This window comes from Anaerorhabdus sp., assembly GCF_036641015.1.
GTDB lineage: Bacteria > Bacillota_I > Bacilli_A > Erysipelotrichales > Erysipelotrichaceae > Anaerorhabdus.
The window spans coordinates 17,386-42,122 of the sequence record NZ_JAVWFO010000008.1; the positions used below are offsets into that span (position 1 = coordinate 17,386).

28 protein-coding genes are annotated in these 24,737 nt (G+C 30.0%); 8 read left to right on the forward strand and 20 right to left on the reverse strand.

The features are described 5' to 3' along the window. Positions 1-2 precede the first annotated feature (2 nt). From queA to mgtE, 3 genes are all read left to right on the forward strand, one after another. Entirely contained in the window at positions 3-1,031 is a 1,029-nt protein-coding gene (queA, locus tag RR430_RS02285) for a tRNA preQ1(34) S-adenosylmethionine ribosyltransferase-isomerase QueA (protein WP_332486553.1), read from the forward strand. Continuing rightward, the gene (locus RR430_RS02290) at positions 1,024-1,692 is read left to right on the forward strand and encodes an epoxyqueuosine reductase QueH (protein WP_332486554.1); all 669 of its coding nucleotides are present in this window, start codon (positions 1,024-1,026) and stop codon (positions 1,690-1,692) included. Before queA ends, RR430_RS02290 begins: the two co-directional genes overlap by 8 nt. A 161-nt stretch (positions 1,693-1,853) precedes the next feature. Continuing rightward, a complete protein-coding gene (gene mgtE, locus RR430_RS02295) occupies positions 1,854-3,197 on the forward strand; it encodes a magnesium transporter (RefSeq protein ID WP_332486555.1) in 1,344 nt (447 codons plus the stop codon). 38 nt (positions 3,198-3,235) lie between these two features. On the opposite strand, the gene RR430_RS02300 is transcribed toward mgtE, so the two are convergent. The 3 genes from RR430_RS02300 to RR430_RS02310 all read right to left on the reverse strand — a co-directional run bounded on the left by RR430_RS02300 (position 3,236) and on the right by RR430_RS02310 (position 6,316). Then, the gene (locus RR430_RS02300) at positions 3,236-4,867 is read right to left on the reverse strand and encodes a putative manganese-dependent inorganic diphosphatase (RefSeq protein ID WP_332486556.1); all 1,632 of its coding nucleotides are present in this window, start codon (positions 4,865-4,867) and stop codon (positions 3,236-3,238) included. A 135-nt stretch (positions 4,868-5,002) separates the two neighbouring features. Beyond that, the gene (locus RR430_RS02305; RefSeq protein ID WP_332486557.1) at positions 5,003-5,872 is read right to left on the reverse strand and encodes a YitT family protein; all 870 of its coding nucleotides are present in this window, start codon (positions 5,870-5,872) and stop codon (positions 5,003-5,005) included. Between the two features lie 9 nt (positions 5,873-5,881). Continuing rightward, the gene (locus tag RR430_RS02310) at positions 5,882-6,316 is read right to left on the reverse strand and encodes a peptidylprolyl isomerase (protein ID WP_442878260.1); all 435 of its coding nucleotides are present in this window, start codon (positions 6,314-6,316) and stop codon (positions 5,882-5,884) included. Between the two features lie 81 nt (positions 6,317-6,397). On the opposite strand from RR430_RS02310, the gene RR430_RS02315 reads away from it, so the two are divergent. Further along, on the forward strand, positions 6,398-7,177 hold the full coding sequence (locus RR430_RS02315) for a putative RNA methyltransferase (RefSeq protein WP_332486558.1): 780 nt from the start codon (positions 6,398-6,400) through the stop codon (positions 7,175-7,177). On the opposite strand, the gene RR430_RS02320 is transcribed toward RR430_RS02315, so the two are convergent. Both RR430_RS02320 and RR430_RS02325 read right to left on the reverse strand, forming a co-directional pair. Continuing rightward, complete coding sequence (locus tag RR430_RS02320; protein WP_332486559.1) at positions 7,174-7,599, reverse strand: DUF523 domain-containing protein; 426 nt, start codon at positions 7,597-7,599, stop codon at positions 7,174-7,176. The genes RR430_RS02315 and RR430_RS02320 overlap by 4 nt on opposite strands. A 291-nt stretch (positions 7,600-7,890) precedes the next feature. Beyond that, positions 7,891-8,289: a helix-turn-helix domain-containing protein gene (locus RR430_RS02325; protein ID WP_332486560.1), complete on the reverse strand. Its 399-nt coding sequence runs from the start codon at positions 8,287-8,289 to the stop codon at positions 7,891-7,893. Positions 8,290-8,505: 216 nt separating this feature from the next. Between RR430_RS02325 and htpG the strand changes: the two genes are divergently transcribed. Next, positions 8,506-10,401 carry a molecular chaperone HtpG gene (htpG, locus tag RR430_RS02330; protein ID WP_332486561.1) on the forward strand — a complete coding sequence of 632 codons (1,896 nt, stop codon included), beginning with the start codon at positions 8,506-8,508 and terminating at the stop codon, positions 10,399-10,401. A gap of 24 nt (positions 10,402-10,425) precedes the next feature. On the opposite strand, the gene RR430_RS02335 is transcribed toward htpG, so the two are convergent. Both RR430_RS02335 and RR430_RS02340 read right to left on the reverse strand, forming a co-directional pair. After that, entirely contained in the window at positions 10,426-11,592 is a 1,167-nt protein-coding gene (locus RR430_RS02335; protein WP_332486562.1) for a cation diffusion facilitator family transporter, read from the reverse strand. A 58-nt stretch (positions 11,593-11,650) separates the two neighbouring features. Further along, positions 11,651-12,187: a hypothetical protein gene (locus tag RR430_RS02340; protein ID WP_332486563.1), complete on the reverse strand. Its 537-nt coding sequence runs from the start codon at positions 12,185-12,187 to the stop codon at positions 11,651-11,653. Between the two features lie 98 nt (positions 12,188-12,285). Between RR430_RS02340 and RR430_RS02345 the strand changes: the two genes are divergently transcribed. Then, positions 12,286-13,245: a helix-turn-helix transcriptional regulator gene (locus RR430_RS02345; RefSeq protein WP_332508600.1), complete on the forward strand. Its 960-nt coding sequence runs from the start codon at positions 12,286-12,288 to the stop codon at positions 13,243-13,245. Here the strand turns inward: RR430_RS02345 and mutY are convergent. Continuing rightward, the gene (mutY, locus tag RR430_RS02350) at positions 13,213-14,208 is read right to left on the reverse strand and encodes an A/G-specific adenine glycosylase (RefSeq protein WP_332486565.1); all 996 of its coding nucleotides are present in this window, start codon (positions 14,206-14,208) and stop codon (positions 13,213-13,215) included. The genes RR430_RS02345 and mutY overlap by 33 nt on opposite strands. Before the next feature lie 39 nt (positions 14,209-14,247). Here mutY and RR430_RS02355 point away from each other — a divergent pair, with 39 nt between their 5' ends. Then, on the forward strand, positions 14,248-14,967 hold the full coding sequence (locus tag RR430_RS02355; RefSeq protein ID WP_332486566.1) for an NAD-dependent protein deacylase: 720 nt from the start codon (positions 14,248-14,250) through the stop codon (positions 14,965-14,967). 83 nt (positions 14,968-15,050) lie between these two features. Here the strand turns inward: RR430_RS02355 and RR430_RS02360 are convergent, their stop codons facing one another. The 4 genes from RR430_RS02360 to RR430_RS02375 form a co-directional block, all read right to left on the reverse strand. Continuing rightward, on the reverse strand, positions 15,051-16,424 hold the full coding sequence (locus RR430_RS02360) for a polysaccharide deacetylase family protein (RefSeq protein WP_332486568.1): 1,374 nt from the start codon (positions 16,422-16,424) through the stop codon (positions 15,051-15,053). 116 nt (positions 16,425-16,540) lie between these two features. Next, a complete protein-coding gene (locus tag RR430_RS02365) occupies positions 16,541-17,041 on the reverse strand; it encodes a flavodoxin family protein (RefSeq protein WP_332486569.1) in 501 nt (166 codons plus the stop codon). A gap of 81 nt (positions 17,042-17,122) precedes the next feature. Continuing rightward, positions 17,123-17,698, reverse strand: coding sequence for a chromate transporter (locus RR430_RS02370; RefSeq protein WP_442878261.1), 576 nt, complete (start codon positions 17,696-17,698; stop codon positions 17,123-17,125). After that, positions 17,695-18,285, reverse strand: a complete 591-nt coding sequence (locus tag RR430_RS02375; RefSeq protein ID WP_332486570.1) for a chromate transporter — start codon at positions 18,283-18,285, stop codon at positions 17,695-17,697. Before RR430_RS02375 ends, RR430_RS02370 begins: the two co-directional genes overlap by 4 nt. A 108-nt stretch (positions 18,286-18,393) precedes the next feature. On the opposite strand from RR430_RS02375, the gene RR430_RS02380 reads away from it, so the two are divergent. Beyond that, a complete protein-coding gene (locus tag RR430_RS02380) occupies positions 18,394-19,278 on the forward strand; it encodes a LysR family transcriptional regulator (protein WP_332486571.1) in 885 nt (294 codons plus the stop codon). Here RR430_RS02380 and RR430_RS02385 read toward each other — a convergent pair. The 8 genes from RR430_RS02385 to RR430_RS02420 all read right to left on the reverse strand — a co-directional run bounded on the left by RR430_RS02385 (position 19,262) and on the right by RR430_RS02420 (position 24,737). Next, positions 19,262-19,618, reverse strand: coding sequence for an Hpt domain-containing protein (locus RR430_RS02385; protein WP_332486572.1), 357 nt, complete (start codon positions 19,616-19,618; stop codon positions 19,262-19,264). The genes RR430_RS02380 and RR430_RS02385 overlap by 17 nt on opposite strands. 3 nt (positions 19,619-19,621) lie before the next feature. Then, positions 19,622-20,842 carry a GGDEF domain-containing response regulator gene (locus RR430_RS02390; protein ID WP_332486574.1) on the reverse strand — a complete coding sequence of 407 codons (1,221 nt, stop codon included), beginning with the start codon at positions 20,840-20,842 and terminating at the stop codon, positions 19,622-19,624. 73 nt (positions 20,843-20,915) lie between these two features. Next, positions 20,916-22,094 carry an AfsR/SARP family transcriptional regulator gene (locus RR430_RS02395; RefSeq protein ID WP_332486575.1) on the reverse strand — a complete coding sequence of 393 codons (1,179 nt, stop codon included), beginning with the start codon at positions 22,092-22,094 and terminating at the stop codon, positions 20,916-20,918. After that, positions 22,091-23,155, reverse strand: a complete 1,065-nt coding sequence (locus RR430_RS02400; RefSeq protein ID WP_332486576.1) for a type IV pilus twitching motility protein PilT — start codon at positions 23,153-23,155, stop codon at positions 22,091-22,093. Before RR430_RS02400 ends, RR430_RS02395 begins: the two co-directional genes overlap by 4 nt. A gap of 10 nt (positions 23,156-23,165) precedes the next feature. Continuing rightward, positions 23,166-23,603: a hypothetical protein gene (locus tag RR430_RS02405; protein WP_332486578.1), complete on the reverse strand. Its 438-nt coding sequence runs from the start codon at positions 23,601-23,603 to the stop codon at positions 23,166-23,168. A 1-nt stretch (position 23,604) separates the two neighbouring features. Further along, positions 23,605-23,979 carry a hypothetical protein gene (locus RR430_RS02410; RefSeq protein WP_332486579.1) on the reverse strand — a complete coding sequence of 125 codons (375 nt, stop codon included), beginning with the start codon at positions 23,977-23,979 and terminating at the stop codon, positions 23,605-23,607. Between the two features lie 3 nt (positions 23,980-23,982). After that, a complete protein-coding gene (locus tag RR430_RS02415; RefSeq protein ID WP_332486581.1) occupies positions 23,983-24,426 on the reverse strand; it encodes a DUF4860 domain-containing protein in 444 nt (147 codons plus the stop codon). A 5-nt stretch (positions 24,427-24,431) separates the two neighbouring features. Next, positions 24,432-24,737: a hypothetical protein gene (locus RR430_RS02420; protein ID WP_332486583.1), complete on the reverse strand. Its 306-nt coding sequence runs from the start codon at positions 24,735-24,737 to the stop codon at positions 24,432-24,434.

Sequence of the window (24,737 nt, forward strand, 5' to 3'; positions counted from 1 at the left end):
AAATGAAGACAAGTGAATTTGATTTCGAGTTACCTGAGCGTTTAATTGCTCAGCATCCATTAGAAGATAGAAAAACAAGTCGACTACTGGTTGTTCACAAAGAATCAGGAGAACTTGAACATAAACATTTCTATGATATTGTAAATTACTTCAAAAAAGGTGATGTCCTTGTAAGAAACAATACAAGAGTAATACCAGCAAGATTATTTGGTACTAAAGAAGAAACAGGAGCCCATGTTGAATTATTACTTCTTAAACAAGATGGTGATATTTGGGAATGTTTGGTTGGAAATGCACGAGTTGTTAAAATCGGATCAATTGTTTCATTTAATGAAGGCGAACTAAAAGCTGAATGTATCGAAATTGGTGAAAAAGGAATTCGTAAGATGCGTATGATTTACGATGGTATCTTTATGGAAATCTTAGAAAGTTTAGGTCAAGTACCTCTACCTCCATATATTAGAGAAAAATTAGATGATCCTGAGCGCTATCAAACAGTATATGCAAAGATAAAAGGAAGTGCAGCCGCACCTACTGCTGGATTACATTTTACCGATGAGATATTTAAACAATTAGAAGACAAAGGGGTCATCATCACTGATGTAACACTTCATGTTGGTCTTGGTACTTTTAGACCAATGGATACAGAAACTATTGAAGATCATATAATGCATTCAGAAATTTATTGGATGAGTGAAGAAACAGCAGCTATTCTAAATAAAGCAAAAAAAGAAGGAAGACGTATTATAACAGTTGGTACAACAAGCACTAGAACACTTGAAGCAATCTATAAAAAATATGGTACATTTAAAGAATGTCACGATGCTACAGATATATTTATCTTCCCAGGTTATAAATGGGAAGCAGTAGATTGTATTATTACTAATTTTCATCTACCTAAATCCACTTTGATAATGATGATTTCTTCATTCGCATCAAGAGAATTAATTTTTAAAGCTTATGATGAAGCAATTAAAAATGAATATCGTTTCTTCTCATTTGGTGATTGCATGTTTATAAACAATGACTAATTTCCCCGAAATTAAAAAAAGTACAAACAAAATCAATTATTATCAACAAAGTTTAGATGAAATAGAAAAAATCAAATTAACAAAACAACGTCCTAGCTTATTACTCCATGCTTGTTGTGCACCCTGTGCAGCATTTCCATTAGAATTCTTAAATAATGTTTTTAATTGTACTATTCTTTATAACAATTCAAATATTTATCCAAGTGATGAATATTATAGAAGATTGAATGAATTAAAAAGATATCTTGATGAATTCAATCAGGTAGCTACAAATAAAATTAAACTTGTTGAAGTTAATTATGACAATGAGTTATATACAAAAAAATTAGAACCACTTAAAGACTATCCAGAAGGTAGTATTCGTTGTTTCACTTGTTATTCATTGCGTATGGAAGAAGCATACAACTATGCTAGTAATAATCATTTTGATTACTTTACAACCGTGATGACAATATCTAGACAAAAAGATAGTCAAAAATTAAATGAGATTGGTAGTAAACTTCAAAGTCATTATCCAACCGTTAAATATTTTTATTCTGACTTTAAAAAGAAAAAAGGAATTGATAGAGCTAGAGAATTATCTAAGCAACATAATCTCTATCGTCAACAATATTGTGGGTGTATTTATTCATATCAAAAATATATCGAGAAGAAAGTGTAATTATACACTTTTTTCTATATATTTTATTCTAATTTAAGCATATAATTAAAGAATTGAAACGAGGTGATAAGAATGGAAGGAGAAAATTGCACGTGTATCTTTTTAACTGAAAGTTCTTATCAAAACGGTAAAGTTCTTTCTTAATAATATAGGAGGAATTTATGAATTTAGAAATTAGCAAACAAGAGTTGAAAGATTTTCTACTCAATGCAAATGATCATGATTTTCAAGAGATGATAGAATTTATCCACCCAGTGGATCTTTTAGCTATTATCCATGAGTATGAAGACGAAGCAGTTTCAATCTTAAATCGTTTATCAGATGAAGATATCGCCCACTTGTTAGATGAAGAAGATGATGAAGATATCTATGAATTACTAACCCAATTCTCTACAAAACGTCAAAAAGAAATTTTAGAAGAAATGTCTTCAGATGAAATCGCTGACTTCGTACAAGCATTGGATGAAGATGAAAGTAAAGATGTCTTAAGTAAAATGTCTAAAGAAGACGTTGAAGAAGTAAGAGAATTATTATCATATCCACCGGATACTGCAGGTGGTATCATGGCTACTGAGTTTATTAGTATCCATGAAGATAAAACAGTTAAAAAGACATTAGAATATCTCCAAGGAGTTGCTCAAAACGCTGAGATGGCTTATTACTTATATGTAACTACAAATGAAGGTTACCTTCGTGGTGTAGTATCACTAAGAGATTTAGTTTCATCACCATTTAATACATTAATATCTGAAATAACAAATCTTAATGTTCATTCAGTAAATGTTTATGATGACCAAGAAGAAGTAGCTAAAATGTTAGATAAATATGACTACGTTATGATTCCGGTTGTTGATGAACATAATTTAATTAAAGGTGTTATTACAATCGATGATATTTTAGATATCATTAAAGAAGAAGCAACCGAAGATATCCACCGTATGGCTGGTTTGGATGCCGAAGAAAAAGTAGATGGTACCCTTATTGAATCTATTCGTTCACGACTTCCATGGTTATCAATTAATTTAATCACCGCAATACTTGCTGCATCAGTTGTAGCAATGTTCTCCTCAACGATTGAAGCAGTTGTGGCATTAGCCGCAATTAATCCAATCATTGCAGGTATGGGTGGAAATGCTGGAACTCAATCGTTAACAATTATCGTTCGAGGTATTGCGTTAGGAGAGTTAACTGGTGAAAATGCTAGAAAAGTATTTTTGAAAGAATTAGGTGTTGGGTTATGCACCGGTGTAACCTTAGGAATAGTAGTTGGAATTGGATGTTATTTCTTCTATGGTAACCCATACTTAGGATTTGTTGCAGGTTCTGCAATGCTATTAAATCTAATCATTGCAACTGTATCTGGCTACACCGTTCCATTGTTACTTAAGAAATGCAACATTGACCCTGCATTAGCATCTAGTGTCTTTGTTACAACTGCTACTGATGTATTAGGATTCTTTGTATTCCTTGGACTAGCTACTGAATTATTACCTTACCTTATATAGCAAAAGACTTAAGAGTTACAAACTCTTAAGTCTTTATTTTACGCTAGTTTTAATACAGCAGATAATCTTGGAATAATTTGTTTCTTTCTTGAAACGATGTCTTTAGCAAATAAGACTTCATTTTCTTTTTGTCCTTCAAATATTTCTTCAATTACCCATGATAGTTTACCCATGTATATAAAATTAGATCCTTTACCTTCTACATTAGTAAATGTCATTACAAGTAAATCATATTTGTTAATTGCATTAATTTTATCCATATATGATACAAATTCTCTTCTTATGATTTCCAATTCTTTGATATCCAGAATATTAATTTGTCCAATAGCAATTCTAAATCCTTCAATGGAATATTCTTTAAAATCATTATAAAGAATCTCGCTAAATGATAATCCACGTAGAGTCGCAACTGCTTCAAACATTTCTATCGCTAATTGATCTAAATCTATTTCAGCAATTTCCGCAAGTCCTCTTGCTATTTCTTTATCAACTTCTGTTGTCGTTGGACTATTGAAATTCATAGTATCTGATATAATTGCACAACATAATAACCCAGCTACTTCTTTAGTAGGATTAACTCTAAATTCTTTATACATTGTCGCAATAATACTAGCTGTACTACCTAAGTTTTGATTTCTAAAATTAATTGGACTATTTGTTTCAATATCACCTATACGATGATGATCAATGATTTCCAATACATCCGCTACCTCAAGTGATTCAACACTTTGAGATGCTTCGTTATGATCCAATAAGATAAATTTCTTATGACTATATGAAAATAAATGGAAACGTGATACTGCCCCAATAACATGACCTTTTCTATCAATTACTGGATACGAACGATAACGTGTCTTACTCATACGTTTCGAAACATCATCAACATAATCAGTTATTTTAAAAGTAACTATATCTTTTGTCATTATCATCGATACCGGTGGTGTTTGATACACATAACGTGCTACCTTCATTGCATCATAAGGTGTTGTAATAATCGCAACATCACTTTCAATCGCTTTTTGGATAATCTTATCCGATACATCCTTATCTTCGGTTATTATTAAACAAGCTACTTTTTTATCGATAGCTTTCTCTTGTAGTTCTTCATTATCACTCATTATGATAATACTATCTACAAATTCTTCATCTAAGAAATTATTATTGCGAGAAATCATAATTTTAACTTCTCCATCGCAATGATAATTTTTAGGAGTAACTAGTAGTACACCTTCAATCGTTTCAGTAATATTAGAGAGTGGTACAGTTTTCATCAACTCTTGGACTTGTTCAATATCTTTCATTTGAACATCAGATATATTTGACATTGAGACAACACCCTTTAAGTTATTTTCATCATCAACGACAAATAAACTCTTATTTTTACCTAAAGTAATCTTTTCCCAAGCCTTTTTAATGGTTAAATCAGGGCTAATCAATGATGCTGTATCGATATCAATATCCTCTAATCGACATTTCGCATTCTCAATCAGTAAAGGAGCTTGAACATCAAATTTCTTTAATACATATGATGTCTCTGTATTAATTTCACCAATTCTACATGCAACCGCTGAAAAACCTAGCTGTTCTTTTAAACTAGCATAAGCAATTGCTGAACAAATTGAATCTGTGTCAGGATTTCTATGACCTGTCACATAAATCATATCACGCATAAGATTCCTCCTATATCTAGTTTGATTGTAGCATAGCAAATTTATAAATGTAACCTCTTACAATGACATTTCATTGTATATTTCTTTTAATCTACTTAATAAAAAGAAAAACTAGTTTATAAATTATAAACTAGCCTATTTCTCAACCAATCTCTTTTCAAAGCCACCTGAAACACGATAGCTCTCTGAAAATATAATAAATGCTTTGCTATCTAAATCACGTATTAACTTTTCTAAGCGATGTACTTCAAGTTTACTTATTACCACTACAAATACTTCAGTTTCTTGATTTGTATATGCTCCAAAGCCTTGCCAGAAAGTAACGCCTCTACCCATCTCACTATTGATATGATGCTTGATATCTGCGTTCTTAGTAAATACCATAGCGTTGATTTCAATGTTTTGATAGTGTATTTTGTCAATTACCATTGAAAATAAGAATTGAAATATAATTGAATAAATTGCTGTAGATATGTCAAATAGAATAGCACACAAGCAATAAATCACAACATTTATAAATAATTGTAATTTACCTACGCTAAATCCTTTCCATTTTAGTGCTGCATAAACACCAAGAATGTCCATACCTCCACCACTACCACCATATTGAAGAGCTAATCCAATACCTAATCCTCCAAGAATTGCTCCAATAACGCAAGATGCTAATGTATCTTCCAAAATTGGTGCGCTTGAAACGGGTATCAATGATAAAGTAGCAGTTATCACCAGCATACCTACTAGTGATGCAAAGAAAAACTTTTTACTTATTAAACGATAAGTAAAGATGAATATAGGTATATTGATAATAAAGTTAACCATCCCCACCAAATTATTTGATAAATTAAGTGATGTAAAACGATTAATTAATTCAATTACTAGTTGGGCTACCCCGACAAAACCACCATTGTATAATCCATGAGGAACAATAAATAGATTTGTCGCAAGCGAAAACATGGTAGCACCTAGAATTACCATGAAATATTTTTTTATATCACTTCGCGTCATATATTATTTTTATAGTATTTCTACTTTTTCCATAATATCGCCATTTTGCATATTTCTTACAGCTCCTAAGTTATCAGTAACTTGTCCGAATACTGTATGAACACCATCTAAATGGGGTTGCGCATCATGCACGATGAAGAATTGGCAACAACCAGTATCTTTACCAGCATGTGCCATAGAAATAGCACCTGGGATGTGCTTGTGCGGGTTATTTTTAGTTTCGCATGGAATTGTATATCCAAGATCTCCAGCACCTGTACCATAAGGGCAACCCCCTTGAGATACAAAGTGAGGAATTACACGATGAAATGTTTTTCCATCATAATAACCTTCTTTAATTAGTTTTACAAAGTTTTCTACTGTAATTGGAGCTTCATCTGGGTAAAGTTCAAATGGAATCACTGCTCCATTTTTCATTGTAATTTGTCCTATAATTTTCGTCATAATTTCCACCTCGAATTTATTATACTTGTTTTGTCTTTTGATTACTATATCGTGTTACAATATTTATCAAGGAGATTAACTATGATACTACAATGCCCACATTGTCACACTAACTTAACCAAACAAGAACGGACATTTGTTTGTAAAAACAATCATTCTTTTGATTTAGCTAAAAGTGGTTATCTAAACCTTTTTATTAATAATCAATCCAAAGTTCATGGCGATAATAAAGAGATGGTTCTTGCAAGATCTAACTTTTTGTCAAAAAACTATTACAAAATATTAAAAGATCGCCTTAATCAAGAAATTGCAAAAGTTAATCCTATCACGCTATGTGATTTAGCATGTGGTGAGGGATACTACACAACCGATATGCCAGTAATCCATAAAATAGGAATTGATTTATCTAAAGATGCTATTACTTATGCTAGTAAACACGATAAATCTACCCAATATATTGTCGCATCAATCTTTGATTGCCCTATTGAGAGTGAAAGTATCGATTGTATGACAACGATATTTGCACCAATTGCTGAAGAAGAAATAAAACGCTGTTTAAAACCAAACGGACATTTCTTCTGTGTATTTCCTGCCGAGAACCATTTATATCAACTTAAGGAAGTTATTTATGATACTCCTTACAAAAATGAAGCCCCAAATAAATTAACAACACTAGAACTAATGGAAACAATTAGAATTACAACTTCCATAAATATCAATAACAATGATGATTTAAAAAATTTATTTATGATGACTCCTTATTACTTTAAAACATCACTTGAAGACAAAGAAAAAATCAATTGTATTAATGATTTAGATATTACAATTGATTTCTATTTAATGCATTACAAGAAGGCTTAGTCCTTCTTTTTATATTCTATGTCACTTATTACACAATAACCATGTTTGAGTAATAGCTCGGCTGTTTTTCCATTTCCATTAATAATTGTACCATTAAAGTTTCCATCATAAATACACCCAACACCACAACTTGGACTATTTGATTTTAGTATGACTTGATCAACCTCATATTTTTGACATTTCTCTAACGTTCTTAAAGCACCTAATTCATATTCTTTAGTAACATCAATACCGTTTACAGTTATTACTTTACCATTAATAATCTCAGCGGGATCTCTTGGTATCTTTAGACCACCTAAAACCTCTGGGCACACGGCTATTGCTTCATTGCAATTAACCATATCTTTAATTTCCTGAACAAGATAATTACTACCGTTATACTTGCAGTTAATTCCCGCCAAACATGCACTTACTATTTTCATATCATTTCGAGTTACGCTCGACTACACCTCTCCTTCAATAGCTTTTATCGCATGATAATTTATCGCAAATAAACATTACTGTATAAGTGACAATAACCTTTTCAAATTAAATAAGTTATATCTCAACTTTCACATCTTATTTGAATTAGCTAATGTCTACACTTAAACCCTACTTTAGAATTCAGGTTTAAACACGCAATAGTAACTATTGACTAAACTTGATAATGTTAACTAACTATCAATTAATTTACGATGTATGTTACCACTTTCTTTTAAAATTATATCATAATTTTATTTTTCATCGTCTTTGTTTTCATTTACGCATGGTGAAACTTCCGATTGATCACTATAAGATATTGTATCATCTTGGAAACTTACACGTATTATTTTTTTTATGATTTTTTGCATTTTCTTAGGTATCTTTCGATACCACATAATTAAATCCAATTCTATACCAGACAGTTCAAGATCAAATTTGTTATTTACCTTACTCGATATCCCCGCTAAGTAATTAAGATCTGTATCATAAATTTCTGCTATTTTTTTCAACATAAAAATATCTGGTGCAGATGTTTCATTCTCGTACCGCGATATTGCTTTGCCACTAATTCCACACAACCTCCCTAATTGTTTTTGCGTATGATTATATTTTTTTCTGAAATACTTTATTTTCGCTCCAAACGACAGCATAAAACCCTCCCTATCTCTTAAATAATAACTCATATTCCCAAGTTTAGTTAGCCTATTCTCGATAGTATAGACAGTATCGATTTTACCAAAAAATGCCCCTGCTTATTTCTACCCTCATATATTTAAATATACTTTCTAAATACTTGAATTTATTATAAGAACATGATATATTTATTTAGCAGTCAATATAATCGAGTGCTAAAGGAGGAATATTTAATGGCAAACAAGCAATTTAAGGCAGAGTCTAAAAGACTACTTGATTTAATGATTCACTCAATTTATACGAATCGTGAAATTTTCCTTAGAGAATTAATTTCAAATGCATCAGACGCTTTAGATAAACGTTATTATTTATCACTAACTGATGATACAAAACGTATAGATAAAAAGGATTTAAAGATTCACATCGATATCGATAAAGACAACCGTACCCTAACCCTTACTGATACTGGTATTGGTATGACCGATAAAGAATTAGAAAACAATCTTGGTACTATCGCAAGAAGTGGATCTCTAGAATTTAAAAAAGGTTTAGAAGATGCTGATAAAAACATCGATATTATTGGACAATTTGGTGTTGGTTTTTACTCAGCATTTATGGTAGCAAAGAAAATAATCGTTGAAACAAAATCTATTACTACAGGTGAATCATTTGCTTGGGTAAGTTCTGGTGAAGATGGTTATTCGATTAACCCTATTACAAAAGAAGACATTGGTACTAAAATTATTCTTGAACTTAAAGATGATAGTGATGAAGAGAAGTATAGTGAATATTTAGACTCTTATACTATTCAAGAGTTAGTTACAAAATACTCTGATTACGTTCGTTATCCAATTCAAATGTTAGTAGAAACTAGTCAACCTAAAAAAGATAATCCTGAAGAAATGGAAACAATCATTGAAGATAAAACTCTTAACTCAATGATTCCATTATGGAAGAAAAACAAGAAAAAAGTTAAGAAAGATGAATATGATGATTTTTACAAAAATAAATTTATGGACTGGGAAAATCCTCAAAAGGTTATCCACTACAATGTAGAAGGAAATATTTCTTATAACGCATTATTATTCATTCCATCAAAAGCTCCATACAATTTCTATAACGCTGACTACGAACCTGGATTACAACTTTATTGCAAGGGCGTATTCATTATGGATAAAGCTAAAGACTTATTACCAGACTATTTCCGTTTTGTAAAAGGATTAGTCGATAGTGATGATTTAAACTTAAATATTTCACGTGAAATTTTACAACAAGATCGTCAAATGAAATCTCTTGCAGCAAGTGTTGAAAAGAAAATCAAATCAAGTCTTGAAGATATGTTAAAGAAAGAACGTGAAGAATATGAAAAATTCTTTACTAACTTTGGATTAACACTTAAATATGGTCTATATCAAGACTATGGAATGCATAAAGATCAATTACAAGATTTAATATTATTTAAATCAAGTAAAGAAGACAAATATGTAACACTTCAAGAATACATTGATCGTATGCAAGAAGGACAAGAATTTATTTATTATGCTTGTGGAGATTCAATCGAGACAATTAAAAAATTACCTCAAATGGAACGACTTCAAGAAAAAGAATACGAAGTTCTTTATTTCTTAGATGATGTTGATGAATTTGCTATCAATATTCTTCAAACTTATAAAGATAAAAAATTCAAATCAGTAAATCAAGGCGATTTAGGTCTGGATACTGAAGAGGAAAAGAAAGATAAAGAAGAAAAAGCTAAAGAAAATGAATCATTATTAACTTCAATGAAAGATGCTTTATCAGCAAAAGTAAAAGAAGTAAGAATTTCTTCACGTCTTAAATCTCATCCAGTTTGTCTAGTATCTGAAGATGGTATTTCTTTAGAAATGGAAAAAGTATTAGCACAATCTCCTATGAATCAAGGAATTAAAGCTAGTAAGATATTAGAAATTAATCCTAATCATGAAATCTTCAAAACATTACAAAAGCTATACGAAAAGAATCCAGATGCAGTTAAGAATTATGCTGATGTTCTTTACAATCAAGCTTTATTAATTGAAGGACTACCAGTAGAAGATCCTATTGATTACGCAAATAAAGTTTGCGAATTCATGATTGAAGCAAATAAATAGTTTGGCTAAAAGCCAAACTATTTTTTAATAGTAACCTCGATCAAATGTGATTACTGTATATACATTAGACATGTATTTACTAAGTTCATTATCAATATTTTTTTTAAGATCATCATCATTAATTTTTAACTCGTATGGAACTAAGACATCAAAAATTAAATTTATGTGCGTAGGACCACTTACCAATCTAAAATCATGCATAGACAAATTACTATTTATTTTTATTAGTATATTTTCAATGATTTCCTTGTATTGATTAACAATTTCATTATCTTGTTCAATCGGATCCATATGAATTGTCATCATAATATGTAAGTCATTTGCAATTTTTCTTTCTATTTCGTCAACAACATCATGTATGATTAAGAAACTTTGATTACTATTTACTTCAACATGAACACTTCCAATCATTTTTCCAGGACCATATGTATGGATAATTAAATCATGTACACCAAGTATTTGTGGTTCTTTTGTAATAATATTTTTAATTTGTTCCACAATTTCTTCATCTGCTGGCTGACCAATTAAATCATCAAATGTTGACTTAATAATTCCACATCCCGAAATAAATACAAACACCGAAACTAAAATACCCATAGCTCCATCTAATGGTAAAGAAGTAAATGAAGATCCCACTAAAGCAATAACAGTAGCGCTTGTCGCAATAACATCATTTTGACTATCTTTGCTAGTTGCAATCATTGCACTATTATTAATTCTTTTACCCAACGTTCGATTAAAATAACTCATCCAAAATTTTACAAATATGGAAAGTAATAATGAGACTAGTACTACCCAACTAAAATGTATTGGTGTTGGATTCAAAATCTTCTCAAATGATGATTTAAACAATTCAAATCCAACTAATAAAATAATAACCGCAATTATCAAACTTACTATATATTCAATTCGTCCATGTCCAAAAGGATGATCTTTATCAGCTGGTTTGGCCGCTAGCTTATAACCAAATAAAGTAACAATACAGCTTGCTGAATCTGATAGATTATTAAAAGCATCAGAAGTAATTGCAATTGATTGTGATAGAATACCTAAAATCATTTTCAGACAAAATAAAAGGATATTACACACAATACCAACAAGGCTACTTAATGTTCCATATCTTGCACGTACTGTTTCATCAGTTACATTTTCATAGTCTTTAACAAACCTTTTAACTATCATATTAATCATAATTCTTCACCTCAGTCTAATCATTATAAACTATTACAGTGATAAAATCGAATAATAATTATACATTAATTCTTTTGCGTAATGAGTAAGTCATGCTTAACTTAAATTTTGTAACTTGAATACCTAGAGTTAACATTATAGGCATTATCATCCCTACTAAAAATACAGTTATTTGATATTGCATTATTGAATTATTCATAAATAGAATTAGTGGTATCACTAGAAAACATATTGAAATTAAAAATGTCCCTGTTAGAAATCTTTCAAACATATTTTTTACTTTAATTTTTGATTTTTGATATACAAGACTCCAGCATCCGCAAAAGACAATTGTACTTCCTGCTAAGAAAGGATTTAACCAAGTGCTAGTTTCTTGGAAAATAAATAGAAATACAATTGCCTCAATACTTAGGATGCTCATTGAGCGTACAAATAAATGTAACGTCTCTTTCCTTGATGGTCTAGCAAAATAATATGCCAGTGATATTGCGATAAAGGCCATAACTATGGATGGCAGTGCATAGTTACTCCAAGCATAATCATAAGCAAGTACTAAGCAAGCTACAGTAAAATATAACTCATTTCTTGTTTTCATATTAACTACCTCCATCAAGTGTTTATACTTTAACACTTTATAAAATATTCACTGTCCTATTTTTGGTACACTGTGTTAAAATGATATTGGTGATAAATATGAACAAGAAAGCCAGGATATTACTCTTATTAGATTTTTTCCAGCACAGGACTAACGAGCAACACCCAGTAAAAATGCCAATGATAATAGATTATTTAGAGTCACAAGGTATTCAATCTGAACGAAAAGCTATTTACTCTGACATTGAAACTCTTAAAGACTGGGGATTAGATATTCTGTACTCAAGCAAACCACCAGTTGGATACTTTTTAGCTTCTTCAGATTTTGATTTAGTGGAATTAAAAATTTTAATTGATGCCATTTCTTCGTCAGATTTTTTAACTAAAAAGAAAACTGAATCACTAAATGAGCGTTTATTAAGTCTAACTAATTGCCATGATGCAAATGAATTACGAAAACAAATTTTATTAAATAATAAGAAATTCAAAAATGAACAGGTTTTTTACTCTTTAGATTCACTACAAACCGCAATACATAATAATATGTCTATTGAGTTTAGATATTTTGATTTAACATTGAAAAACGAAAAGAAATATCGTAAAGATGCGACATATTATTCGTTGATACCCTATGCATTAATTTACGAAAATCAAAGATACTATTGTGTTGGTTACTCAACTAAACATAATTCTTTTTCCCATTATCGAGTTGATAAAATGGATGATCTACAACAAATAGAAAAAATTGAAAAAAAACGCTTTAATTTACAGAAATATCAAAGCACAAATTTTAATATGTCCATTGGTAATATTGAAACAATTACATTACAAGTAGATGAATCAATAATAAGTACTGTTATTGATTCATTTGGTCAAGATATTATATTCCAAAAACTTGAACTAGGTATTTATACAGTTACTATTCAAACTACTAGTTCTTTAACTTTTATAAGTTGGTTATTACAATTTCGAACAAAAATAAAAGTAATCTCACCTTTAAGCCTAGTAGATGAAATTACTTCTATGTTAAAAGATATGCTTTCCTATTACACTGATTAATAGTTTTTTATGCGCTGTAACTAATGGATATTGTTTTAAATCATTAATTTTAATCCATTTACAATGATCTAACTGTATCTTATTATCTAATTCCTTATAAAAACAATTCATTTGCCAAATACGATGAGAAAACACATGTTTTCTCTTTTTAAGTTTAGTTGTTTCAATATTTAATGCAGATGAAAATTGAGGCAAACGATATAAATCTTTCATTAATCCATCTGAATCATCTTGGCTAATGCATATTTCATCATTGTTTATTAATACATAAGTATACACTTCTAATTCCTGTGGTGCTTTTGCTTTTGTTTTTACTGGATACTTTTCTTCTTCACCCAATTTATGGGCTTTACAATCATCAACAAGTGGACATAACAAACAACTTGGATTCTTTGGGGTGCATACCATTGCACCTATTTCCATTAACCCTTGTGTAAATTTTGATGGTTGTGAATCTTTCATCCATTTTGCACATAACATCGTAACTTTTTTTCGAGTTGCTTGTTTAGTTATATCATCATCCCAAGCCTTTACTCTAGTTACAACACGAAACACATTGCCATCTACAGCAGGCTGTTCCTTATTAAAACAAACACTTAATATCGCTCCTGCCGTATACTCACCAATTCCATTGATAGATAGTATATCATCTAAATTATTAGGAAATATACCATTAAATCTTTCTTTGATTGTTATTGCACCTTCATGTAGTTTCCTAGCGCGATTATAATATCCCAATCCTTGCCATAGATGCAATACATCATTAATATCGGCATTCGCTAATGATTCTATCGTAGGCCACTTAGTCATCCATCTATTGTAATATGGTATCATCGTATCAATTCGCGTTTGTTGTGCCATGATTTCACTTACCCAAATTGAATATGGGTCATTTGTTTTACGAAATGGTAATTCTCGCTTATTTTCATCATACCAATTTTCTATTTTTTCATTAACTTTCATTCTACTATCTCCCGTACTATAATATTACTGAGGTACTTTATGGATAAAATCAAGCAACTCCAAGAATATATTGATTCTAGCAATAAAATTGTTTTTTTTACTGGTGCAGGAATATCAACAGAAAGTAATATTCCTGATTTTCGCAGTACATCAGGCTTATATAACCAAGATTATGATTTTCCACCTGAGACTATTTTAAGCCATCATTTCTTTTGTAACAACCCAAATGAATTTTATCGATTCTATCATAATAAAATGATATATCCAGATGCTAAAGCAAATATAGCACATCTTGCCATCGCCAAACTTGAACAATTAAACAAATGTCTTGGTGTTATTACTCAAAATATTGATGGTTTACATCAATTAGCAGGATCTAAAGCTGTAATTGAATTACATGGATCAATACATAGGAATTACTGTACTGAATGTAAAAAATTCTACTCACTTCCCGAAATACTAAGTAAAGATTTAACTCCTATATGTGCTTGTGGCGGTTTAATTAAACCCGATGTTGTTTTATATGAAGAATCATTAAATGAAACCGATATAGATGTAGCATGTTCGCTAATACAAAGTGCTGATTTACTAATTATTTGCGGCACATCGTTATCAGTGTATCCTGCCGCTGGATTTCTAAGATTCTTTAAAGGCAAACATTTGGTTCTTATAAATAAAACTGCTACAGCTTATGATGATCAAGCAGATTTAATCATTCAAGATTCATTGGGAAATGTTTTCTCATCATTACAAATATAAAATAATTGCAAACTGATTAAATAAAAGTAGACTATACTTTTTTGGGTAGTCTACTTTTATTGTATCACTTCATCGATTGATTTTTAATTCGCACTAAAATACTTCTTACCATTTTCCATCGTTATTCCCTTGGCATTCATCATTTCACTTACGGTTACCAATTGAAATCCTGAATCGATTAACTTTGGTACTACTTCAATAAATGCATCTTTAGATTCTACATGAATATCATGCATCAAAATAATATCGCCATCTTTAGCTTTATTCATTATTTCATTTACAGTACTTTGAACATCTCTTGTTTTCCAATCCATTGTATCTATATTCCACATTATAAATGGAAATGGAGACTCGTTTGCCATTCGTTTACTTACTGCACCATATGGTGGTCTAAATAACGATATTTGATAACACCATTTACTTACATCTTCATATACTTTAGTTGGTGTTAAATAAAACTGTTCATCTAAATTTTTCATCCTGGCCATATTTGGATGACTATAAGAATGACTTCCTACTTGGCTACCTGATTCAATTTCATTTAACACTACTTGACTTCCTTTTTCCCCAATGCGATTACCTACTACAAAGAATGTTGCTGCACTATCATACCTGCGTAATACTTCAAGTATTTGAGGCGTATTTTCAAGATGTGGTCCATCATCAAATGTTATTGCTACCATTGGTCTACTTGGATCTATGTATCTATTAGGGATATAAACAACAGGATCCTCTATCGTTTGAATAATTCCTAAATTTAAATTTATATGATTTGCAATTTCTTCAGCATTTTGTCTAAATATAATTGGTTGTTCAAACTCATCAATAATAAATACTAATTCATTACCTTCTATATAGAAGTTTGAAAATATATTTATATCATCTGCTGTTTTCTCCAAAAAGACTCTTGAGAATCCTAACTCTTTTGTATCTGCATTCTCCTTACACATATTTCTTAAGTTCTGTCTCATTAATCGTAATGCTATATCATCGAAACTTTGTGTTGTATCAATTCTATTACCTGTATTCTTATCCAATAAAATAGTTTGAGAAGGATAGTAACCTTCTGGATTATTTTTATCAACTATTTCAAATCGTATTTGAATGATTGAATCAGAGATTTCTTTCAGTTTATAATCTATCAATAACATTACTGATGCATCATCTTTTATTAATTCTTCTTTCATATCTATAATATTAGTAAAAATCTTTTCAGCTTCCAGTGCAACTGTTTCTCCAATAGTATTCTCAAGTTTTGGATAATACAAAGCTATTGAAAAATCTTTCTGTATTTTTTTTATTAAGTTTACTTTCTCATCATGACTACTAACTTGTTTAAGAGGCTCTGGAATGTATTCATTTATAAGCATAACACTTAGACTAATGCCACAAATTAATGCGATTAATATAATAAAGATTGCAATTTTTTTATTTCTTACAGTTGATTTCTTAACCATTTCATCACCCTTTCAAACCTACTCTATTTTATCATAGATATAGTCATTAATTTAGTCATAAGCATAAACTTTAGAATATCTTAATTTTTAAGAAAAAAAATGACTGGGCTAACCAATCATTTAGGAAATACTCGACTTAATATCTTTTCAAAATTTTTGTAATCATCCTCATTTGGATGTTTTGATGTTTCATCAAATCCTTTTAAAAATGCATCAATATCAAACTTTGCAGTTTTTCTATCCATCTTTTCACATTTTTCTTTGATAGATAAAGGCATTTTACCTTGGCATAGAAATTCACCCAATAATTTATTACCTGGATAAATACATGTCTTAACATTCTTAATAACTCGATCATAATACGTTTGTGTTTTTTGAAATCTTACTGTTCCAAATAAGAAGATATTTTTGTTACGAGAATTTTTTAGAAACTCCAGTATTGTTGGATAAAAATTGCCATTTTCTGCACCTGATCCTACAAATACAAGTTCTGGTAAATTCTCCGTTTTTGTTACATCACCTTCATAGACACAATCCCCAGGAATGCATTTTTTGATGATATCTACTAACTTTTTTGTGTTGCCTGTTTTTGAAACATATACTATTGCGTATTCCATATTTCCCTCCAAGCTCTATTTTTACTATATCCTTAATTAATTTAGTAGTCAATTAAGTATATTAAAAAATGTGAAAATTAATTATTTTATTAGTGTTGGTAAGTAAATAAGCGTTCCTATTACACCTGTACCAAAGATAACAGATATTGCATTTAGCTTATATTTTCTTAACAAGAATAATGCAACTATAAATAATACAAATTCAATAATTCTAAAATCACTTATTACAATTGATTGTAAATCAGAGTTAAATAACCCTAGAATTAAAATTGATAAACCTGCTGAAGCAATCATTGCAACTACCGCTGGTCTAAGCGCTGATAACACTGTTTGAACACCACCAAAGTTACGATATTTATAATAGAAATGCGCTAACAATAAACAAATAATAAAAGCAGGAATGACACAACCTATAGAGCATATTATTGCGCCAAATGGGCCTGCAAGACGAGTTCCTACAAATGTAGCTGAGTTTATAGAAATTGGACCAGGAGTCATTTCTGCAATCGTGATTAAGTCTGTAAACTCTGCCATAGTCATTAATCCATGCACATTTACGATTTGATTTTGAATTAATGGAATCGCTGCATAACCACCACCTACTGAAAATAATCCAACTTGTATAAAGCTAAAGAATAGTTTAAGTAATAATATCATTCATTAACACCAACTTTCCTTTTATTAAAAAAACAATCATATCCTAAATCAATAAATCCAATTGCCAAACATGCAACAATAATAAGCATCGCACTCATGTTTAACACAACTGCACAAAAAAAGGCAGTACCCATTAATCCAATATATAATACTCGTTTAGTTGCTACTACATTTTTAGCCAAATTTAACACAACGTCAAAGATTACTGCCGCAACACCTGCACGCATAACTTGCAATGCTGTTGCAATAATTATATTTGATCTAAACTGTTCATAGAATATCGCAATAATTGAAATAATAACCATTGGTGGTAATATCGTTCCAACAACCGCAACAAATGATCCCACTATTCCACCCATTCTATATCCCAATATAACAGATGCATTCACCGGTATTGGTCCTGGTGATGATTGAGCAATTGCTGTTACATCCAACATCTCATCCTCTTCTAACCAACATAGTTTTTCAACAAATTCTTTTTTCATTAATGAAACTATGACAAACCCTCCACCAAATGTGCATGCACTTAACATGAATGTGGAACAAAATAATTGCCAAAGCATTTTCTTATCAGCTTTTTTCTTCATATTTCTCCCCCTCTTAAATTCCAACGTTTTTAATATATCACTCCTTTTATATAATTACCAATTATGATATATTATGTTATATAAATATTTTTTATATATGGAGGTTTTATGTTAGATATTAAAATAGAGACATTTATCGCTGTTGTTCATTATGAAAGTTATACTGCTGCAGCTGAATCTTTGCACATGACTCAACCTGCAGTAACACAGCATATTCATAAGCTAGAAGATTATTATGATTGTAAACTAATAGATAGTTCTAAACGTTCTATCAAATTAACTGAATCAGGTAAATTACTATATAATTATTTGAGTTTACAAAAAGCTAATGAAGATAAATTCAAATTACAATTAAAGAAAACAATTAACCCGATGTGTTTAGGCGCATCCTTATCAATTGCTGATTATTATTTACCAAGATTAATTAAAAAGCAATTTAATTTTAGTAAAGAAAGAATTAGAATATCTGTAAGTAATACTACAACTATATTACATGAATTAAGCAATGGTAATCTTGATTGTGCTCTTGTAGAAGGATTATTTGATAATGATATATTTGAATCAATCGAACTAATTAAAGTGCCATTTATCCCTGTTGTATCACATTCTCATCCGTATGCGAATAAATCAGTAACGATTAATCAACTACATCAGTTTCCTTTGGTATTGCGTGAACCTTGCTCTGGCACTAGAGAAATATTTGAAAATTGGCTACTACAAAAAAATGACTCATTTAAATCGTTTAGTGAATGTATAGAACTTGGAAGTTTTACACTAATAAAAGAAATTGTTGCTAAAACAAATGCTGTTACATTTTTATATGAAGGTGTCGCAAATAAAGAAATTAAAAACAATAAACTTTCAACATTAAATCTAAAAGGATTCAAGTTAGAACATCCATTTTACTTTATATATAGAAAAGGTGACCCCGATACAAGTCACCTTCTAGATTTTTATAAAACTTTATTTACCAACTTTAGTAGCTTACTTTAAATTTTAAGTCATTTATAAACTTTTCATACTTAACTATAAATAAATTACATGGTATTTTTGCATCTTTCATATTACTCTCTCTTAATAGTTCAACAAGCGGAACTATTTCTTGATAAAACGGAGTAATTCCTAAATTTGCAAGAATGCCTTTTAATGTATGTGCTCTAAAAAAAGCTTGCTCTAAATTTCCTTGATTAACTGCATCAATTAATTGATTAAAATTTTGATCTTGAATTAAATCAATCAAACAACTTACATAAAATGTTTTATCTTTATTAACTCTTTCCAATGCATTATTAGTATCACAACCGATCTCATTTAAATATTGTATAACATCCATTCTTTACTCCTTATCCAATTCAATGAAGACCTGTATCTTAGCACAATTCGATTCTCCCCATTTAGTAATATTAGATATAGAAATAACATCTTTGCCATTTTTGTTAAATATTTTATTTGAATGCTTATTCTCTAGTAAATTTGAATTTATTTCCTTTATTTCTGCCTCAATGTCAAAACATTTAGTAATATCTTCTTCGACAAAAATATCTCTGTCATTCATGACCTGTGCCACTTTATTATTTACATAGTATAGATAATTACTTTCTAAATCTACGATATAAATATATGCATTTAACGATTCTAAAATCCATTCTTTACCCACAACTGATATTGATTTAGGTAATACTTTTTGACCATCTAAATAAAAACTACTTTTTGATTTACCAAGTCTTTTGGCGTTATATAATGCTTCATCGGCATGTAAATATATTTCACTTATTGAAATTCCGTCTTGTGGATAACAAGAAATACCTATTGAGCACGAAGGAACTTCACCCTCAAATTGAGACATCGCTTTATTAAACTTATTTATAATATCGTTTGAAATTTTCTTTACTTGTTCAGTACTTTCAACTTCTTTAAGTAAAACTATGAACTCATCTCCGCCAAGTCTTCCAATCGCGCTATTTTCACTACAACAATCTAACATAATATTAGCAAATTCGATTAAGACTTTATCACCAAAGAAATGCCCATAAACATCATTAACTCTTTTAAAATTATCAATATCGATAATCATCACTGCTGCTGGTTTCTTATTTTCTATCAAATAAGTTTCTATTTCATGACGAAATGCTCCACGATTAAGTAGTCCTGTTAAGCCATCTGTTCTCCCTGCTTTTAAAGCACGTGTTAAATTCAATGTATTTCTCAAACGATTACGTATTATTGCTTGATTATATGGTTTCTCAAAAAAATCTACAGCTCCTGCCTCAATTATTTTCTCTTCTACTTCATTAAGTTCTTCGCCTGTCATCGCAATTACTGGAATTTCTTGGTAAGCTTTAATCTTCTTAAATTCACTTAAAAATTCATACCCATCCATAATTGGCATAACTATATCTAATAGTATTGCTTCTATATTTGTATGATAAATTTCTAATATTTCTAAAGCTTCTTTGCCATTACTAGCTTGTAAGTAATCATATCGATTTCCTAAGCATTCCATCAATATTTTACAATTTAATTCGACATCATCGATTATTAATATAGTATCTTTCATGGTTTCTCCCACTTATGCATTTCCAATAGCCTTTTGATTTAACAACAGAAAATAAGTACACTAGCGCTTATATCTATTCATGCGTCTCGACATTTGGTAAATGATTTACATCTTCAACAGTACTTAATGATTTTTCGTAATAATATATCCTAGCATTTCTACTAGGTATTTTACTGTAAAACTTCTTCTGAATACGGTCAATAACAACAAATATATCTTCAGTACTTTTAATTTCAACTAATAACCCAAAATTATTTGTAACAAAGCTGGTATATATATCTGTTCTCCTTAGTGTATCCAATACAACATTTTCAAAAGTTTCATGTAAATGCGTTTGTTTACCTTTAACATCTTTTAACTCAAATACAATGATATGATAATTGGTCTTATCACGTCGTGCTTTACGCACATATACTTGATACAATTTCTTAAATGTAAGTTGTGAACAAAATAATGGTCCATTAGCAATTAAATCTTCTTCAAATTCCTTTGGTATCTCTTCAATATGAACTGTTTTCCCTGTTTCTTGTTGATCACCTAAAAATAGTTTACGAATATTATCACCTAATGGAATACCTAAATCATCATTAAATTTTTTGCACATCTTTTCAAAAAAAGCCAGTGCTCGATTATACTCACGAGTCTCAATCAATGCTTTACAATAAAACAAAATTATTGACTCTGAAAATGGATCTTTCTCTAATGCTTTTTTACATACATGTATTAAATCTGCATAGTTAGGGTTTTCCTTACTAAACTCTTCACTACAAACTGTAACAATCATTTTATTATATAATTCATTGAAATATTCACGAATTGATAATATCCATTCTTCACTATATTCAACCAAAAACTCCGATTGAGTATCACCTAATTCAAATAGTTTTTTTAAATCTTTAGTTTCAACAATTGATTTATAACAACTCTCATAAGTATCTAAATCAACTTTTACCTCTAAAGCAGGATTAAGCATATATCCCATCTTAGAAGTTATAATCCAATCATATTCACATATCTTTGATAATTCATTTCTTAATCGAAATATCGCATATTTAATTGCACTATTAGGATTTTCACTCTCCGGCCAAAAAGATGTAATTAACATATCTTTAGAAACAATACGATTACGATGATACACAAAATATGCGAGTAAACTTGATAACTGTCTACCCAATATATCTGCCGCATCAACAGTATTGCCTGATGCTTCTATATAGAATTTTCCTAACATTTTAAATTCTACTGTACTCATATTTTACCTATCTTCTTTTCCATTATCTCTGAATTAACAGCATATGTAATTGCTGTATCTTTACTAATCATATTATCCTTATATAATCCATAAATTGAATCGTCCATTGCGACCATTCCATCTTGTTTTCCAGTTGCTATGTAATTATCAATTTGATATGTCTTACCATCTCTAATTTGTGTTCTAATTGCATTACTAGTAAGCAATATTTCAAATGCTGGCTTTAATTCTTCATTAACAGTAGGAAGTAATTGTTGAGAAACAACTGCTTGCAATACTGTTGATAATTGTATCTGAATTTGTCTTTGTTGCTCAGGTGGGAATACATCAATGATACGATTAATTGTTTCAGCAGCACCTAATGTATGTAGAGTTGATAAAACAAGATGTCCTGTCTCAGCAGCAGAAAGAGCAATTTTTATTGTTTCATAATCTCTCATCTCTCCTACCAGTATTACATCCGGAGCCTGTCTTAAAGTAGCTCTAAGCGCTTGAGCATAGTCACTAGCGTCATTACCTATTTCTCTTTGTGATACTATTGATTTTTTATGTCGATGTAAATATTCAATTGGATCTTCAATCGTTACGATATGTGACTGTCTCGTTTTATTTATCTCATCAATGATACATGCAAGTGTTGTTGACTTACCACATCCCGCACTCCCTGTTACAAGAACTAAACCTTTAAGTAATTTTGAAAATTGTATAACTGTATTTGGAATTGATAACTCTTCAGGGTTTGGTAAATTAGGCTTCACAAATCGCAATACAGCTGACAATGAACCTCTTTGATAATATACACTAGCTCTGAAACGTCCTAGCCCAGAAATGGAAAACGAAAAATCATCATCACCAATTTCATCAAGATGTTCCATTGTTCTATTCTTATTTAGCTCATATATCTCATTAATGATTAAACGTGCTATATCTGGATGAACTACGTTCTCATCCATTGGCTCAACACTACCATTCACTTTAAAAGATATTGGACTTCCTGCAATAATAAAAATATCTGATACATTTTTGCTTACTGCTTTTTCTAGAATTTCTTGTATTGACATATGTCCTCCATTAAAAGTTAAAACCTTTTTGGGAATATTCGTCCTGGTTAATTGTTTCTACAACCCAACATAAAACCTCACTCTTCATTATAGTCGCATTAATGCACAGTTTTACTTTTAGTTGCGCTTTATCATTAATAATTATAGTATATTCAGCCACATTATCCAATAAATTTATGCCACTTACACTATTTTGGATTGTTTTATAGGCTTCTGTTATATTTTCCGATTGTGCTAATATACGATCAATTTCTAATCTAATCTCCATCGCTTTAGTGTCAGCCACATAATTTTCTTCTAATATATCTATCGAATGATCTACCCTTTTCAAACTTGTTTGTGCCTGTTTATAACTTAAGGTTGAAAATGCTACAAATACCAAAATAATAAATACAATGAGAATGGAAGAATAACCAACAGATAATCCAAAGTTTTTTGAATTTTTCATATCAGTAACCCCCTGACATAACATTAAAGTCAACTAGTACCTTGTCATCTATACTAACTGTTATATTATGTTTCATATAATTTAAATCTAATTTAATAGAATCTACATTTATCACATAGTCATTTTGTTTCATTTGCATTTGCAAATCATTTATTTGTCGAAATCCATCTAGTGTTTTTCCATCAAAGATTCTCATGTTCTCTGCAACATTTTCCGCTAATATCATCGCTTCATTTTTCAAAACTGCTTCGCGTGATAAATTATTACTTCTAACAAAAAAATTAACGCATACAATACTTGAAAGCGCAAAGAAAAGTATTCCACAAAGAATCTCAATTAAGAAAATATAAAATTTTGATTTTCTTTCTTTCTTCATTTATTACCTCATTGCTATTTTCATATTAATTTCTTTATTATTAACCTTTACACTATACTCAATAGCATTATCATTAATATTGAAATCTAAATCATTTATTTTACAAATCACTTCACCACTTTCAAATTCAAAATCTGTTTTTGGCAAAATAATCAGTTCTTTTAATTCTCCTTCATGCTCATAAATCATTTTAATATATTCATCATAGGTAATGGCTAAATACTCTATTCCATCAATTTCATTGATTGTTACTTGATTCTTATCCGCTTGTCTAATCGATGTTGCAATATATGCAATTGGTAATCTTTCATCTTCTGATTGATTGGTATTACTAATAACCATTTGATAACATCTACTGCCCAAAAGTAATAAGTAAAAACACCCTACAACAACTGCCGTAAGTAAAGTTAACGTCCATAAAAATTCAATAACTTTTGTTTTTTTCATTTTTTCTACCTTTGGTAAACTTTTATTTCCGGTTGAATATTTGCACCAATAGTTTCATAGAATACATGATATTTATTTGTGTCAATATAAACACCATAGTTTTCAACTAAATAATCTACTGATGAAGGATATATACCTTCATTGCTATAACATGTTATTGCTGCACGTTGTATAGCTTCTTGTAGTCGTTTAGTTCCCTCTTCATCTAACCTTTGCTGTGTTAATGATAAACTTAATAATACACCAGCCACTATGATTAGAAATCCAATTACATATACTAATCGACTTATTTCCCTTTTCTTCCTAATCAT

Bases quoted from the DNA above. Each gene is read 5' to 3' on its own strand.
- queA (WP_332486553.1), top strand. From the start codon at position 3: ATGAAGACAAGTGAATTTGATTTCGAGTTACCTGAGCGTTTAATTGCT.
- RR430_RS02290 (WP_332486554.1), top strand. From the start codon at position 1,024: ATGACTAATTTCCCCGAAATTAAAAAAAGTACAAACAAAATCAATTAT.
- mgtE (WP_332486555.1), top strand. From the start codon at position 1,854: ATGAATTTAGAAATTAGCAAACAAGAGTTGAAAGATTTTCTACTCAAT.
- RR430_RS02300 (WP_332486556.1), bottom strand. From the start codon at position 4,867: ATGCGTGATATGATTTATGTGACAGGTCATAGAAATCCTGACACAGAT.
- RR430_RS02305 (WP_332486557.1), bottom strand. From the start codon at position 5,872: ATGACGCGAAGTGATATAAAAAAATATTTCATGGTAATTCTAGGTGCT.
- RR430_RS02310 (WP_442878260.1), bottom strand. From the start codon at position 6,316: ATGACGAAAATTATAGGACAAATTACAATGAAAAATGGAGCAGTGATT.
- RR430_RS02315 (WP_332486558.1), top strand. From the start codon at position 6,398: ATGATACTACAATGCCCACATTGTCACACTAACTTAACCAAACAAGAA.
- RR430_RS02320 (WP_332486559.1), bottom strand. From the start codon at position 7,599: ATGAAAATAGTAAGTGCATGTTTGGCGGGAATTAACTGCAAGTATAAC.
- RR430_RS02325 (WP_332486560.1), bottom strand. From the start codon at position 8,289: ATGCTGTCGTTTGGAGCGAAAATAAAGTATTTCAGAAAAAAATATAAT.
- htpG (WP_332486561.1), top strand. From the start codon at position 8,506: ATGGCAAACAAGCAATTTAAGGCAGAGTCTAAAAGACTACTTGATTTA.
- RR430_RS02335 (WP_332486562.1), bottom strand. From the start codon at position 11,592: ATGATTAATATGATAGTTAAAAGGTTTGTTAAAGACTATGAAAATGTA.
- RR430_RS02340 (WP_332486563.1), bottom strand. From the start codon at position 12,187: ATGAAAACAAGAAATGAGTTATATTTTACTGTAGCTTGCTTAGTACTT.
- RR430_RS02345 (WP_332508600.1), top strand. From the start codon at position 12,286: ATGAACAAGAAAGCCAGGATATTACTCTTATTAGATTTTTTCCAGCAC.
- mutY (WP_332486565.1), bottom strand. From the start codon at position 14,208: ATGAAAGTTAATGAAAAAATAGAAAATTGGTATGATGAAAATAAGCGA.
- RR430_RS02355 (WP_332486566.1), top strand. From the start codon at position 14,248: ATGGATAAAATCAAGCAACTCCAAGAATATATTGATTCTAGCAATAAA.
- RR430_RS02360 (WP_332486568.1), bottom strand. From the start codon at position 16,424: ATGGTTAAGAAATCAACTGTAAGAAATAAAAAAATTGCAATCTTTATT.
- RR430_RS02365 (WP_332486569.1), bottom strand. From the start codon at position 17,041: ATGGAATACGCAATAGTATATGTTTCAAAAACAGGCAACACAAAAAAG.
- RR430_RS02370 (WP_442878261.1), bottom strand. From the start codon at position 17,698: ATGATATTATTACTTAAACTATTCTTTAGCTTTATACAAGTTGGATTA.
- RR430_RS02375 (WP_332486570.1), bottom strand. From the start codon at position 18,285: ATGAAGAAAAAAGCTGATAAGAAAATGCTTTGGCAATTATTTTGTTCC.
- RR430_RS02380 (WP_332486571.1), top strand. From the start codon at position 18,394: ATGTTAGATATTAAAATAGAGACATTTATCGCTGTTGTTCATTATGAA.
- RR430_RS02385 (WP_332486572.1), bottom strand. From the start codon at position 19,618: ATGGATGTTATACAATATTTAAATGAGATCGGTTGTGATACTAATAAT.
- RR430_RS02390 (WP_332486574.1), bottom strand. From the start codon at position 20,842: ATGAAAGATACTATATTAATAATCGATGATGTCGAATTAAATTGTAAA.
- RR430_RS02395 (WP_332486575.1), bottom strand. From the start codon at position 22,094: ATGAGTACAGTAGAATTTAAAATGTTAGGAAAATTCTATATAGAAGCA.
- RR430_RS02400 (WP_332486576.1), bottom strand. From the start codon at position 23,155: ATGTCAATACAAGAAATTCTAGAAAAAGCAGTAAGCAAAAATGTATCA.
- RR430_RS02405 (WP_332486578.1), bottom strand. From the start codon at position 23,603: ATGAAAAATTCAAAAAACTTTGGATTATCTGTTGGTTATTCTTCCATT.
- RR430_RS02410 (WP_332486579.1), bottom strand. From the start codon at position 23,979: ATGAAGAAAGAAAGAAAATCAAAATTTTATATTTTCTTAATTGAGATT.
- RR430_RS02415 (WP_332486581.1), bottom strand. From the start codon at position 24,426: ATGAAAAAAACAAAAGTTATTGAATTTTTATGGACGTTAACTTTACTT.
- RR430_RS02420 (WP_332486583.1), bottom strand. From the start codon at position 24,737: ATGATTAGGAAGAAAAGGGAAATAAGTCGATTAGTATATGTAATTGGA.